The organism is Stenotrophomonas tumulicola, assembly GCF_014117215.1.
Taxonomy (GTDB): domain Bacteria; phylum Pseudomonadota; class Gammaproteobacteria; order Xanthomonadales; family Xanthomonadaceae; genus Stenotrophomonas; species Stenotrophomonas tumulicola.
Map to the genome: position 1 here is coordinate 1,216,469 of NZ_JACGXS010000001.1, position 13,300 is coordinate 1,229,768.

The window sequence follows — 13,300 nt, forward strand, 5'->3', positions numbered from 1 at the left end:
CATGGGCGCGATCGCCGACGACATCGCCGCTGATTTCATCATCGAAGCGCAGGAGATCCTCGATCGCCTCGGTGAGCAGCTGGTCAGCCTGGAACAGGCACCACGGGACAGCGACCAGCTCAACGCGGTGTTCCGCGGTTACCACACCCTCAAGGGCGGTGCCGGCTTCCTCGGCATCACCGCGATGGTCGAACTGTGCCATGCGGCTGAAGAAGCCCTGGGCCTGGCCCGTTCCGGCCAGGCGGCCTTGCAGCCGCATCATTTCGATGCCGCGCAGCAGTCGCTGGATTACCTGCAGGCGATGCTGGACGCGGTATCGGCTGGCGAAGAGCCGGGCCATGCGCCTCCGGACCTGGTCGCCCAGTTCGACGTCGGCAGCGCCCCCACCCACGCTGCCGGCACGATCGCCGGCAACGGCGACCCGGACCTGATCAGCGACGACGAATTCGAAGCACTGCTGGACCAGTTGCACGGCGGTGGTGCGCCGACGGCAGTGCCGGCCAAGGCTGACGACGGGCTGATGGGAGAGGACGAATTCGAAGCGTTGCTGGACCAGCTGCACGGCGGTGCCGTTCCAGGCAGCAACGGGCTTGCCGACACGGAAACCGCGCCCCGCGGGGACCTTCCCCCCCGGCGCGCCGTTGCCGCGCCGGCGCCCCGGCCGGCCAAGCCGCTGGCCGAAGCCGAGCAGACCGTGCGCGTGGACACCCGGCGCCTGGATGCCATCGTCAACCTGATCGGCGAACTGGTGCTGTCACGCAACCGGCTGAAGACCCTGCGCGTGCGCCTGCGCGATGAAGAACTCGACCGCGCGGTCTCCACCCTGGACATCGCCACTGCGCGCCTGCAGTCCGCCGTGATGCGTACGCGCATGCAGCCGGTCGGCAAGGTGTTCTCGCGCTTCCCCAAGGTGGCCCGCGACGTCGCCCGCTCGCTGAGCAAGGAAGTGGAGCTTGAACTGGTCGGCGCCGAGACCGAGCTGGACCGCAACCTGGTGGAGGCGCTGGCCGACCCGCTGGTGCACCTGGTCCGCAACGCCATCGACCATGGCGTGGAGGCACCGGAGCTGCGCGAAGCGCAGGGCAAGCCGCGCAGCGGCCACGTCCGGCTGTCGGCGCAACAGGAAGGCGACTACGTCAGCATCGAAGTGCAGGACGACGGCGCCGGCATCGATCCCGAGAAGCTTCGTGCCAAGGCTCGCGAAAAGGGCCTGATCGATCCCGAGGCGGCGGCACGGCTGACCAGCGAGGAATGCCTGCACCTGGTGTTCCTGCCGGGCTTCTCGACCAAGCAGCAGGTCACCGACATTTCCGGGCGCGGCGTCGGCATGGACGTGGTGCAGTCACGCATCCGCGAACTCAGCGGCCAGATCCAGATCCAGTCCGAACTGGGTCGCGGCAGCCGTTTCATGATCCGCGTGCCGCTTACCCTGGCCATCCTGCCCACCCTGCTGGTGCAGGCCGGCGAGGACGTCTATGCATTGCCACTGGCACGCGTGCTGGAAGTGCTGCATGCGCCGGCAACCTCGCTGGGCTGGTTCGATGGCCGGGCCGTGCTCGACCGCCGTTCGCACACGCTGGCCCTGGTGGACCTGCGCCAATGGCTGGACGTGGCGCCGGCCCCCTCCCAACTGCTCACCATCGTGGTGCTGCAGGCCGGCGAAGCGCGATTCGGCCTGGTCGTGGACCAGGTACGCGGCCGCGAGGAAGTGGTGATCAAGCCGCTGCCCAAGGCCCTGCGCGGACTGCGCGGCTATGCCGGCGCCACCCTGATCGGCGACGGCAGGATGGCGCTGATCCTGGATGTCGACGGCCTGCGTACCCCGCAGGACTGAACCAGAACCCCGATGCCGGTCGGCACGTTGCCGGCTGGAACCTCAAGTCACCCCGCTACAGGCCGCTAACGGAACCATGGACAGACTCAGCCTCATAGGACTCTTCCTCGCCCTGGCATCACTGGTCGGAGGCAGCATCCTCAAGGGCGCTGGCCTGGCCTCGCTGTGGTCGCCTGCTGCCTTCGTGATCGTGATCCTGGGCACGCTCGCGGCGATCCTGCTGCATACCGCGCCGGCCGTGTTCAAGCACGCGTTCAAGATCGTGCGCTGGGTGATCCGCCCGCCACAGAGCGACCGCCGGGAGCTGATCGCGCAGATCGTGGAATGGAGCAACATCGCGCGCCGCCAGGGCCTGCTCGGGCTGGAAGCGCAGGTGGAGTCACAGAACGATCCGTTCCTGCGCAAGGGCCTGCAGTTGCTGGTGGACGGCGTGGAGCCGGAAACCATCCGCCACATGCTGGAAATCGAACTGAGCACGCAGGAGCACCAGGACATGGCCGCGTCCAAGGTGTTCGAAGCGATGGGCGTCTATGCACCGACGCTGGGCATCATCGGCGCGGTGCTGGGGCTGATCGCGGTGATGAAGAACCTGGCCGACCCGAGCAAGCTCGGCCATGGCATCGCTGCGGCGTTCACCGCCACCATCTACGGCATCGCCTCGGCCAACCTGCTGTTCCTGCCGGTGGCAGCCAAGCTGAAGAGCGTCATCGCCCACAACACCCGTGACCGTGAGATGGCCATCGAGGGGTTGATCTCCATCGCGCTGGGCGAGAACCCGCGCAACATCGAAACCAACCTGTCCGGTTTCCTGCACTGACATGGCCCGTCGCCGGCATCACGAAGAGTCCACCCACCATGAGGCCTGGGCCATCCCCTACGCCGACCTCATGACCCTGCTGCTCGCCTTCTTCGTGGTGATGTACGCCATTTCCACTGTCAACGAAGGCAAGTACCGCGTGGTCGCCAGCGCGCTCAGCACTGCCTTCGGTTCGGCGCCCCGCACCATCAACCCGGTCCAGGTCGGCAGCAACCAGGTAAAGGGCGGTGCCTGGGATGCGCCGTCGGTGATCCATGCCGGCAGCCGGATCGGCCCTTCCGCGCCGGCGCCGGCCAACGACCCGACCCTGCTGCCGTCGATGGCCTCGCAGATGCGCTCGCCGATCTCCTTCCGCGACCAGGCACAGCTGCGCGAAGCAGAGCGCCAGCTGGATGCCATTGCCGAACGCCTGACCGCCGCGCTGTCGCCGCTGATCGAGCGCGGCATGATCACCGTGCGCCGCACCGAACTGTGGATCGAGGTGGAGATCAACAGCGACATCCTGTTCCCCACCGGTTCGTCAGGCCTGGACATCCATGCCCGCGACACCCTGTCCAGGCTGGCCGAAGTGCTGCGCGAGGTGCCCAACAGCGTCCGCGTGGAAGGCCACACCGACAACATCCCCATCGCCACGGCGCAGTTCCCCTCCAACTGGGAACTGTCGGCGGCACGCGCCGCCAGCGTGGTCCACCTGTTCGCCGACCAGGGCCTGCAACCGGCGCGGCTGGCGATGGTCGGTTACGGCGAGTTCCGTCCACGCGAAGACAACGACAGTGCAGGCGGACGCAACCGCAACCGCCGGGTGATGGTGATCATCCTGGCCGATACCAGCCGTGCGGTGGACGCGATCAGCGAGCGCCTGAACGCAGCGGCCGACACCGGCTCGCCCGCTGGCCCTGCCTCCCCCGCCCCTTCCACTGTGCAGGCACCCGCCACGCCTGCGCCGGCAGGCAGCCAGATCGGCGCCGCCATCACCCCAGCCTTGAAGGAGTAGACCGATGCGCATCTGGGCAATCGCCAACCAGAAGGGCGGAGTCGGCAAGACCACCACCACCCTGGCCCTGGGCCGTGGGCTGGTCGCGCGTGGCCATCGCGTGCTGCTGATCGATCTCGACCCGCACGCATCGCTGACCCGTGCCTTCGGCATTCCGCTGGATCCGCCTCCGGCCGGCGTGCTGGACCTGTTCGCCACCCCACCGGCCGAACTGGCCGCGCTGTGCCGCCCCACCGCGCTGCCTGGGCTGGACCACGTCTGCGCGCAGGCCGCGCTGGCCACGCTGGAACGACGCAGCGCCAACCAGCCGGGGCTGGGGCTGTCGCTGCAGAACGCGCTGGCGCGCCATCAGGCACGCCACGATTACATCCTGCTGGACTGCGCCCCCACCCTGGGGCTGTTGATGATCAATGCGCTGGCGGCGGCCGACCGGCTGGTCATCCCGACCCAGGCCGAGCCGTTGGCTCTGCACGGGCTGGACGGCATGGTCCGCACCGGCGAGATGGTGCAGCGCTCGCGGCGCCGGCCGCTGCCGCTGTCCATCCTGCCGACGCTGTTCGATCGCCGCACCCGCACCGGCAACGAGAGCCTGCGGCAGATGCAGGAAACGCATGGCAGCCTGGTCTGGGACGAGGCGATTCCGGTGGATACGCGGATCAGCAACGCGACCACGCTGATGGCGCCGATCGAAGGCGATGACTATCCGGGCCGTGGCCTGGCCGCCTACCGTCGTGCGCTCAACTGGATCCTTGCAGAGGACGCGCGTGCGCTGGAGCAGGCCGCATGAACAGCGAAGCCGTGCTCGACGATTACCTGGAGCAGTTGCTGGGCGAGGCGGTGCCGGTTGCAGCGACCGTCGCGGCCTGCGCCCCGGCACCGGCGGAGATCGATGCACCGAAGATCGACCCGCCGGGGCGCGAGCCGACCTGGGACGACCTGCCCGATGAGGTGATCTACGAGACCGGCGAGGATACCGCCGCCCTGCTCGTCCATGCCGACAGCCCTTCGCTGCAGGCCGCCTTCGAAGCAGCGGCGGAGCCGGCCACGGTCGACGTGGCAGCAGCGCCGGTGTTGCCGCCGCGCACGTCCTCGCGTACGGCGTCGGTGCCCATCGACGAAGCCGTCGGGCCGGCAACCACCTGGCGGGAACTGCAGGAACAGGCACGCAACCCGGCGCACAGTCCGCCACGCCGCGCCGCCGAGCGCAGTACGCGCTGGCTGCGGCTGCGCTGTGGCAGCCAGGCCTATGCGCTGGAGCTGCTGAAGGTGCAGGAGGTGGTGCTGCCGGTGCCGTTGCTGCCGTTGCGCGGCACCGCCCCGGCAATGCTGGGCATCATGAACCTGCGCGGCCAGGTGGTGCCGGTGATGGACCTGGGCATCCACCTGGGCGGCGCGCCGGTCGATGAAGATGCGCAGACCCGCATCGTGGTGCTGGAAGAGCATGGCGAGATCATGGGCCTGCGCGTATCGGCGGTGGAGGACGTGACCAACCTCGGCGAGTCGCAGATCGAACCGCCGGATACCGCGCGCATCTGCCGCATCAGCAATGACATCTTCCGCGGCGTGGCCCGCCTGCAGCAGCAACCGATGATCCTGCTCGACGCCACCCGCCTGCTCGCCTGAGGTAGAGCGGGTCCATGACCCGCTGTTCCTGCCGGTGACGGGCATGGCCCGTCATTACCGGTGCCGCGCTCCGTTGCTCCTGCCGGTGACGGGCATGGCCCGTCACTACCGGTGCCACGCTACGCTGCTCCTGCCGGTGACGGGCGTGGCCCGTCGTTACCGGTGCCGCGCTCCGCTGCTCCTGCCGGTGACGGGCATGGCCCGTCGTTACCTCGCACCCCGGTAGAGCGGGGCCATGCCCCGCTGCCGTTGGCGTGGACCCGATCCGCAGGCAACAGTCCAACGCGGCCCTAAAGCTTCCCGGCGTATTGCCGCTATGAAGTCTGGAACCGTTTGTCCGGAGCAATGATGAGCACTGTGGACCTGGGTGAAGATCTCGGCATCGAGAGCAGCACCGAGCTGAAGAACCGCCTGGCCCCGCTGCTGGCTGCGGACGGGCCGTTGACGCTGGATGCCAGCCGGGTCGGCCGTATCCATACCGCCGCCATGCAGGTGCTCTGCGCCTTCGTGCAGGCCCGCCGCAACGCCGGCCTGCCGACCACCTTCCACGGCGGCACCGCAACCTTCAACGACGCCGCGCGCCTGCTCGGCCTCGTCCAGGCCCTGGGCCTGGAAGTACCCCATGACAACCTGAAATCTGTGGAGAACGCTGCATGAGCGCACGTATCTTGGTGGTGGACGATTCGGCTTCGATGCGCCAGATGGTCTCCTTCGCCCTCACCTCGGCCGGCTTCGCCGTCGAAGAAGCCGAGGACGGCGCGATCGCGCTGGACCGCGCCAAGGGCCAGCGTTTCAACGCCGTGGTCACTGACGTCAACATGCCCAACATGGACGGCATCGCGTTGATCCGCGAACTGCGCCAGCTGGCCGACTACAAGTTCACCCCGATGTTGATGCTGACCACCGAATCGGCGGCGGACAAGAAGTCCGAAGGCAAGGCGGCCGGTGCCACCGGCTGGCTGGTCAAGCCGTTCAATCCGGAACAGCTGGTCGCCACGGTGCAGAAAGTCCTCGGCTGACCGCCCGCACCGCACTGCCACGCACTGCCCATTCCCCTTCCCACGCCCACGGAACGCACTGACATGAGCATGGACCTGCAACGCTTCCACGCCACCTTCTTCGAGGAAAGCCGCGAAGGACTGGACGCGATGGAAGCTGGACTGCTTGCCCTGGAATCGGGCCAGCAGGACGCCGAGCTCATCAACTCGGTGTTCCGTGCCGCGCATTCGATCAAGGGCGGCGCCGGCACCTTCGGCTTCGACGCCATCGCCGCGCTCACCCACGTGCTGGAGACACTGCTGGACGAACTGCGTGCCGGCAAGCGCGCACTGGAAGCCGATGCCGTGGATGCCATGCTGGCCTCGGTGGACGTGCTGCGTGCCCTGCTGCGCGAAGCCGAGCACGGCCAGCAGGCCGATCCGGAATCAGTGGCGGCGATCAAGGCCCGGCTGGAAACCATCCTGTCCGGCCATCCGGTCGCCGTGGCGGCCTCGGCCACGCCGGCGGCGCCGGAAGCCGGCCCGGAAGCGTGGCAGATCGGTTTCGCGCCGGCACCGTCGATGTTCATGAGCGGCAACGACCCGCTGCGCATCATCCGCGAACTGGAACACCTCGGCCCGCTGCAGGTGCAGGCGCGCATGGAGCGCCTGCCGGGCTTCGAACACCTGGACCCGTTCGAGGCCCACCTGGCCTGGGACCTGGGCCTGGTCGGCCCGATCAAGCGCAGCCAGATCGAAGACACTTTCGCCTGGGTGGTGGATGACTGCGAACTGGATATCCGCGCCGTCGCACCGCCCAGCCTGGCAACCCGGCCCACGCCAACGCCGGCACCCGCCACTGCGCCCATGGCACCGGCACCGGCCACGCCAGCCACGGTCAGCGTGGCCGCCACCGGCAACCAGGAAGCGGAAACCTCGATCCGGGTCAGCGTGGACAAGGTGGATGCGCTGATCAACCTGGTCGGCGAACTGGTCATCACCCAGGCCATGCTGAAGCAGGTGTCCAACGCCATCGATCCGGCGCATGCCGAACAGCTGTTCGCCGGCCTGGACCTGCTGGAACGCAACACGCGCGACCTGCAGGAAGCGGTGATCGGCGTACGCATGTTGCCGGTGGATGCGGTGTTCCGCCGCTTCCCGCGCCTGGTGCGCGATCTCTCCAGCCGCCTCGGCAAGCAGGTGCGCCTGCGCACCGTCGGCGAAGGCACCGAACTGGACAAGGGGTTGATCGAAAAGATCGCCGACCCGCTGGTGCACCTGGTCCGCAACTCCATCGACCACGGGCTGGAAATGCCCGACGTCCGTCGCGATGCAGGCAAGGAAGAAACCGGCACCATCACCCTGGCAGCCTCGCACCAGGGCGGCCACATCGTCATCGAAGTCAGCGACGACGGCCGCGGCCTGGACCGCCAGCGGATCCTCGCCAAGGCCACCGAGAACGGTATTGCCATACCGGACAACGCCACCGACAACCAGGTCTGGGATCTCATCTTCCAACCGGGATTCTCCACCGCCGATGCCGTCACCGACCTGTCCGGCCGTGGCGTGGGCATGGACGTGGTCCGCCGCAACATCCAGGCGCTGGGCGGCGAAGTACAGATCGAAAGCCGCGCCGGCAGCGGCACGCGCACGCTGATCCGGCTGCCGTTGACCCTGGCCATCCTGGACGGCATGACCGTGTCGGTGGCCGGCGAAACCCTCATCCTGCCCCTGGCCTATGTGCTGGAGGCCCTGCAGCCGCAGGCCAACGACGTGCGCAGCATGGCCGGCGAAGGGCGCGTGCTGCGCGTCCGCGGCGAGTACCTGCCGATCGTATCGCTGAGCGAATACTACGGTTACGCCGAGCGTCGCAGCGACGAGTCACTGGTGGTCGTGGTGGAAGGCGATGGCCAGAAGATCGCGCTGGAAGTGGACGAACTGGTGGGCCAGCAGCAGGTGGTGGTGAAGAACATCGAGAACAACTACCGCCGCATCGGCGGGGTGTCCGGCGCCACCATCCTCGGCGACGGCCGTGTCGCCCTGATCGTCGACATCGGTGGCCTGGTGCGTTCACTGCGCGTCCCGCAGGCCGCCTGACCGCCTTTCGCGCATTGCGCGGTGACGGGCATGGCCCGTCACTACCTGCAAACACGCTGCCTGTCCGCTTTTCGCGCATTGCGCGGTGACGGGCATGGCCCGTCAGTACCCGGTAGAGCGGGTCCATGACCCGCTGCTGGAAGCAGGCCGCCTGGTCGCATTACCGCCGCCCTACAGAACCGCCGGTCCGCGCCGCTATCCCTGCATGCGGCGTGACATGTCGATGACAACACGCCCCTCCCCCGCTCCATAACCGCCAGCGGCTCCTCCGCTGCGCTCCGTCCTGCCTGGAGTACCCGCATGAAGTGGTTCCGCGACCTGCCCATTGCCCGCAAGCTTGCGGTGGGCTTCACCCTCACGACCCTGATGACCGTCGTGCTCGGCGGCTTCGCCCTGCTGCGCCTGTCCGAAGCCAACGCACAGCTGCACATGATGTCCAGCAACGCCGTGCCCTCGGTCCAGCATCTTGGTGAAGTACGCTCGCAGCTCGGTGAGTTCCGCACCTATGAGATGGCCCAGCTGACCATGCTGGACCAGCCGGACCGGGTCGCCGACTACAACACCCGCATGGATGCCGTCGCCAAGGTCGTGCACGACGAACTGGACGCCTATGCGGCGCTGCCCGCCAACGACCAGGAGCGCGCGCATTTCAAGATCGTGCTGGAGGACGTGGAGGCCTACTTCTCCGCCAACGCCCGCATGCGTGCCGCGGGCGACGCCGGCGATGCGGTGCTGGCCCAGCAGATTTCCGACGAACAGTCCCGCCCCTTGCGACGCAAGCTGTTCGATGACCTCAAGGCGCTCAGCGCCTATAGCGGCACGCTGGTGGATTCGGCCATCGCCAGCGCCAATGCGAGCCACCGCAACAGCCTGGTCGCCATCCTCGGCGCCATCCTGCTGCTCTCGCTGGTCGCCGCCACGCTGGCCGTGGTCATCTCGCGCGCGGTCACCGTACCGCTCGGCAAGGCAGTGCGGGCCATCGAAGCTGTAGCCCGCGGCGACCTCAGCGTCACCACCCAGGCCAGCAGCCGCGATGAAGCCGGCAAGATGCTCACCGCCACCGCCGAGATGACGGCGATGCTGCGCCGCTTCTCCGAGCAGACCCAACGGATGGCGGACATGCACGCCGGCCCGGACATCAGCCATCGCATTCCGGAAGACTTCCCCGGCATCTATGGCCAACTGGCGCATGGCATCAACATCGTGGTCTTCGAGCACCTCGATGCGCTGCGCGATGCAGTGGACGTGCTGAACCAGTATGCCATCGGCAACCTCGCCCCCGACGCGCGTCGCCTGCCGGCCAGCCGCGCGTTCCTGCACGAATCCATGGATGCGGCCAAGTCCAGCCTGCTGGCGATCAACACCCAGATCCACCAGCTGGCCTCGGCCGCGGCAGCCGGCGATTTCAGCCAGCGCGGCGACGCCACCCTGTTCGAGCATGATTTCCGGCTCATGATCGAACAGCTCAACGCCATGATGCAGCTGGCCGACGGCAACCTCAGCCAGCTGTCCCGGCTGTTGCAGGCCATTGCGTCGGGAGACCTGACCGCTCGCATGGATGGCCAGTTCCGCGGCGTGTTCGCCCGCATGCGCGACGATGCCAACACCACCGTCTCGCAGCTGACCGGGATCGTATCGCGCATCCAGGCATCCACGCAGAGCATCCGCGGCGCCGCCAGCGAAATTGCCGCCGGCAACAACGACCTGTCGCGCCGTACCGAACAGCAGGCCGCCAACCTGGAAGAAACCGCCGCCTCGATGGAGGAGCTGACCTCCACCGTGCGCCAGAACGCCGAGCACGCCCGCCAGGCAAACCAACTCGCCATCGGTGCGGCCAGCGTGGCCTCGCAGGGCGGCCAGGTGGTCGGCCAGGTGGTCAGCACCATGAGCGACATCGAGGCATCATCGAAGCGGATCGCCGAGATCATCTCGGTCATCGACGGCATCGCCTTCCAGACCAACATCCTGGCGCTCAACGCCGCCGTCGAAGCCGCCCGTGCCGGTGACCAGGGCCGCGGCTTCGCCGTGGTCGCCAGCGAAGTGCGCACCCTGGCGCAGCGTTCCGCGGCAGCGGCCAAGGAGATCAAGGGCCTGATCGATGAATCGGTCGGCAAGGTCGCCGACGGCTCGGCGCTGGTGCACCAGGCCGGCGCCACCATGGGCGAGATCGTCGCCTCGGTGCAGCGTGTCACCGACATCATGGCCGAGATCTCCGCCGCCTCGCAGGAACAGAGCGCAGGCATCGAACAGGTCAACCAGACCGTGGTGCAGATGGACGAGACCACCCAGCAGAACGCCGCACTGGTGGAAGAAGCCACCGCCGCGGCACGGGCGATGGAAGAACAGGCCCTGCACCTGACCGAGGCAGTGGCGCAGTTCCATCTGTCCGGAGCGGAACGGTCGCCAGCCGCGGCCCGCGTCGGCGCTGGCGAAAGGCAGGCAGCCTGAGCATCGCGCCGCGTCGGCGAGCAAAGCCGGTTCAAGTTCGCCAGTAGGGGGCCGCTACCGCTAGTAGCCACCCAACGGATGGATCGATGGTCGCCAGCGCACGCAGTTCGTGCTTCGCACGCAGGTTGTCCCCCGCCGTCGCGGGGCTGCTGCTGTTGATGCTGTGGCTCGGTTGGACCCTGCCTGCGCTGTGGGCGCAGGCGACCGACCCCTTCGCGCCCGCCGTATGCGCGCCTGCTGCGGCAAAAGCCGCAGGATCGCTCCCTTGAACCGCAGCCCATGCCACATGGAGTACCACGCATGCCCGCACAGCCCACCGCCTTTGACGCACTCGCCGGTCACGAAACGCTTCCCTTCCTGCAGGTCCTGAGCGCCCAGGCCGATCGCCTGTTCCTTGCCGTCACCGGGCTGCTGGCGCTCGTGTCCATGGCCATGTCCCTGCACGGCGGCAGCTGGCTGCCGTTCCTGTCGGTCAGCCTGCCAGCGCTGCTGGTGGTCGCCGCCCAGGTACGCCTGCTGCCCGGCACGCGGCTGTCGCGCTGCACCGTCGCGCTGGCCTGGATGGTGCTGTCGGCCACGCTGATCCACCAGACCGGCGGCATGCTGGAAACCCATTTCACCGTCATCGTGCTGATCGCCCTGCTGCTGTACTACCGCGACTGGTTGCCGCTGGTGGTGGCCGCCGCGGCCATCGCCGTGCACCACGTGGTGTTCTTCATGCTGCAGCAGCGCGGCCTGCCCTACCCGGTGTTCACCCCGGGTAGCGGCATCGGCATCCTCGCCCTGCATGCCGCCTACGTGGTGGCCGAAACCAGCCTGCTCTCGGTCATGGCGGTACAGATGCGCCGACAGTTGATGCTGCTCGGCCATGACCCGCGCCAGTTGGCCCAGCTGGCCCGCGGCGTCGCGGCGGACCAGCCGCTGCCGCATGGCATCCATGCCACGCAGTTCCCGCCTGAATCGCTGGCCCACGCGCTGGTCCAGGCCAGTACGCAGTTGCTGCAGCGTCGCCAGCAGGAACAGGCGTCACTGGCCGACACGCTGCGCATCCGCACCGCGCTGGACGATGTCACCACCAACGTGATGATCGCCGACCGCGAACGCAACATCGTGTTCGTCAACCGGCCGCTGCAGCAGATGCTGGCCGAGGCCGAGGGCGACCTGCGCCGGGACCTGCCGCAGTTCAGCGCCAGCGACCTGATCGGCCGCAACATCGACATCTTCCATCGCAACCCGGCGCACCAGGCCGCGTTGCTGGACGGCCTGGTGGGCACCTACCGCGCGCAGATCCGCGTCGGCGGTCGCCTGCTGCGGCTTATCGTGAACCCGATCATCGGCGACGATGGCCAACGCCAGGGCTTCGTCGTCGAATGGTCCGACCGCACCCTCGAAGCGCAGGTGGAAGAGGAACTCGGCCGGATCGTGCAGGCCGCCGCCAGCGGAGATTTCAGCGGCCGCGTGGCCTGTGAGGGCAAGGACGGCTTCTTCCTGCAACTCGCCCAGCAGCTCAATTCGTTGATGGAAACCAACGCCAGCAGCATCGAGCAGATTTCCCTGCTGCTGTCGGCGCTGTCGCGCGGCGACCTCACCACGCGCATGGAAGGTGAATTCCACGGCGTGTTCGGACGCATCCGCGACGACGCCAATTCGACCATCGCCCAGCTGACCCGCATCGTCGGCAACATCCAGGGCGCATCGCGCAGCATCAACGCCACCGCAGGCGGGCTGGCGCAGGGCAACGGCCACCTCGCCAGCCGCACCGAACAGCAGGCGGCCAGCCTGGAAGAAACCGCGGCCACGATGGAAGAACTGACCGCCACCGTGCGACAGAACGCCGAACACGCGCGCACCGCCAACCGCGTGGCCAGCGGTGCATCCGAGGTGGCCTCCGCCGGCGGCGAGGTGGTCGGCCGCGTCGTAGCGACCATGGCCGAGATCGAGCAGGCATCGCGGCGCATCGCCGAGATCATTTCAGTGATGGACGGCATTTCCTTCCAGACCAACATCCTGGCACTGAACGCCGCGGTGGAAGCTGCACGCGCCGGCGAACAGGGCCGGGGCTTCGCCGTGGTGGCGGCCGAAGTACGCACCCTGGCACAACGCTCGGCCGAGGCGGCCAGGCAGGTCAAGGGCCTGATCGACGACTCCGTCGGCAAGGTCACCCACGGCGCGGAGCTGGTCGGCCGTGCCGGCGCCACCATGCAGGACATCGTGCAGGCGGTGCAGCAGGTCAACCAGATCATGCGCGAGATCGCCGCGGCATCGCAGGAACAGAGCGGCGGCATCGAGCAGGTGAGCCAGAGCATCAGCCACATGGACGCGACCACCCGCCAGAATGCGGCGCTGGTGGAGGAGTCGACCCAGGCCACCCATGCCATGGCCGACCAGGCCGCGCGCCTGGCCGAAGCCGTGGCCCGCTTCCGGCTGCAGGACCAGCAGGACGACGCAGCGGTGGCGCAGCGCTTGCACGAGATCGCCCACGCACAGCACTGAGCCGGGCCTGCTTCAGT

Annotated in this window: 8 protein-coding genes and 2 pseudogenes; all 10 read left to right on the forward strand. The window is 68.1% G+C overall.

Going from position 1 to position 13,300, the window contains the following annotated elements; translation table 11 throughout:
- Position 1 precedes the first annotated feature (1 nt).
- The 10 genes and pseudogenes from H4O11_RS05420 (at position 2) to H4O11_RS05465 (ending at position 13,283) form a co-directional block, all read left to right on the forward strand.
- Positions 2 to 1,834 (forward strand): chemotaxis protein CheA, encoded by a 1,833-nt coding sequence (locus H4O11_RS05420; RefSeq protein ID WP_182338315.1) that lies wholly within the window; start codon positions 2 to 4, stop codon positions 1,832 to 1,834.
- 76 nt (positions 1,835 to 1,910) lie between these two features.
- Positions 1,911 to 2,651, forward strand: coding sequence for a flagellar motor protein (locus H4O11_RS05425; protein WP_182338316.1), 741 nt, complete (start codon positions 1,911 to 1,913; stop codon positions 2,649 to 2,651).
- A gap of 1 nt (position 2,652) precedes the next feature.
- Positions 2,653 to 3,645: a flagellar motor protein MotD gene (gene motD, locus H4O11_RS05430; protein WP_182338317.1), complete on the forward strand. Its 993-nt coding sequence runs from the start codon at positions 2,653 to 2,655 to the stop codon at positions 3,643 to 3,645.
- Between the two features lie 4 nt (positions 3,646 to 3,649).
- Positions 3,650 to 4,432 carry a ParA family protein gene (locus tag H4O11_RS05435; protein WP_182338318.1) on the forward strand — a complete coding sequence of 261 codons (783 nt, stop codon included), beginning with the start codon at positions 3,650 to 3,652 and terminating at the stop codon, positions 4,430 to 4,432.
- A gap of 398 nt (positions 4,433 to 4,830) precedes the next feature.
- Positions 4,831 to 5,268: pseudogene (locus tag H4O11_RS05440) on the forward strand (chemotaxis protein CheW); the annotation flags it as partial.
- A 348-nt stretch (positions 5,269 to 5,616) separates the two neighbouring features.
- Complete coding sequence (locus H4O11_RS05445; RefSeq protein WP_182338320.1) at positions 5,617 to 5,925, forward strand: STAS domain-containing protein; 309 nt, start codon at positions 5,617 to 5,619, stop codon at positions 5,923 to 5,925.
- Positions 5,922 to 6,287, forward strand: a complete 366-nt coding sequence (locus tag H4O11_RS05450; protein WP_182338321.1) for a response regulator — start codon at positions 5,922 to 5,924, stop codon at positions 6,285 to 6,287. Before H4O11_RS05445 ends, H4O11_RS05450 begins: the two co-directional genes overlap by 4 nt.
- A gap of 63 nt (positions 6,288 to 6,350) precedes the next feature.
- Positions 6,351 to 8,342: a chemotaxis protein CheA gene (locus H4O11_RS05455; RefSeq protein WP_182338322.1), complete on the forward strand. Its 1,992-nt coding sequence runs from the start codon at positions 6,351 to 6,353 to the stop codon at positions 8,340 to 8,342.
- Positions 8,343 to 8,642: 300 nt separating this feature from the next.
- A pseudogene (locus H4O11_RS05460) lies at positions 8,643 to 10,787 on the forward strand (methyl-accepting chemotaxis protein); the annotation flags it as partial.
- Between the two features lie 303 nt (positions 10,788 to 11,090).
- On the forward strand, positions 11,091 to 13,283 hold the full coding sequence (locus H4O11_RS05465; protein ID WP_182338324.1) for a methyl-accepting chemotaxis protein: 2,193 nt from the start codon (positions 11,091 to 11,093) through the stop codon (positions 13,281 to 13,283).
- Positions 13,284 to 13,300: the final 17 nt, after the last annotated feature.

Excerpts from the sequence above, each read along its gene's own strand:
- H4O11_RS05420 (WP_182338315.1), top strand. The coding sequence starts at position 2 with ATGGGCGCGATCGCCGACGACATCGCCGCTGATTTCATCATCGAAGCG.
- H4O11_RS05425 (WP_182338316.1), top strand. The coding sequence starts at position 1,911 with ATGGACAGACTCAGCCTCATAGGACTCTTCCTCGCCCTGGCATCACTG.
- motD (WP_182338317.1), top strand. The coding sequence starts at position 2,653 with ATGGCCCGTCGCCGGCATCACGAAGAGTCCACCCACCATGAGGCCTGG.
- H4O11_RS05435 (WP_182338318.1), top strand. The coding sequence starts at position 3,650 with ATGCGCATCTGGGCAATCGCCAACCAGAAGGGCGGAGTCGGCAAGACC.
- H4O11_RS05445 (WP_182338320.1), top strand. The coding sequence starts at position 5,617 with ATGAGCACTGTGGACCTGGGTGAAGATCTCGGCATCGAGAGCAGCACC.
- H4O11_RS05450 (WP_182338321.1), top strand. The coding sequence starts at position 5,922 with ATGAGCGCACGTATCTTGGTGGTGGACGATTCGGCTTCGATGCGCCAG.
- H4O11_RS05455 (WP_182338322.1), top strand. The coding sequence starts at position 6,351 with ATGAGCATGGACCTGCAACGCTTCCACGCCACCTTCTTCGAGGAAAGC.
- H4O11_RS05465 (WP_182338324.1), top strand. The coding sequence starts at position 11,091 with ATGCCCGCACAGCCCACCGCCTTTGACGCACTCGCCGGTCACGAAACG.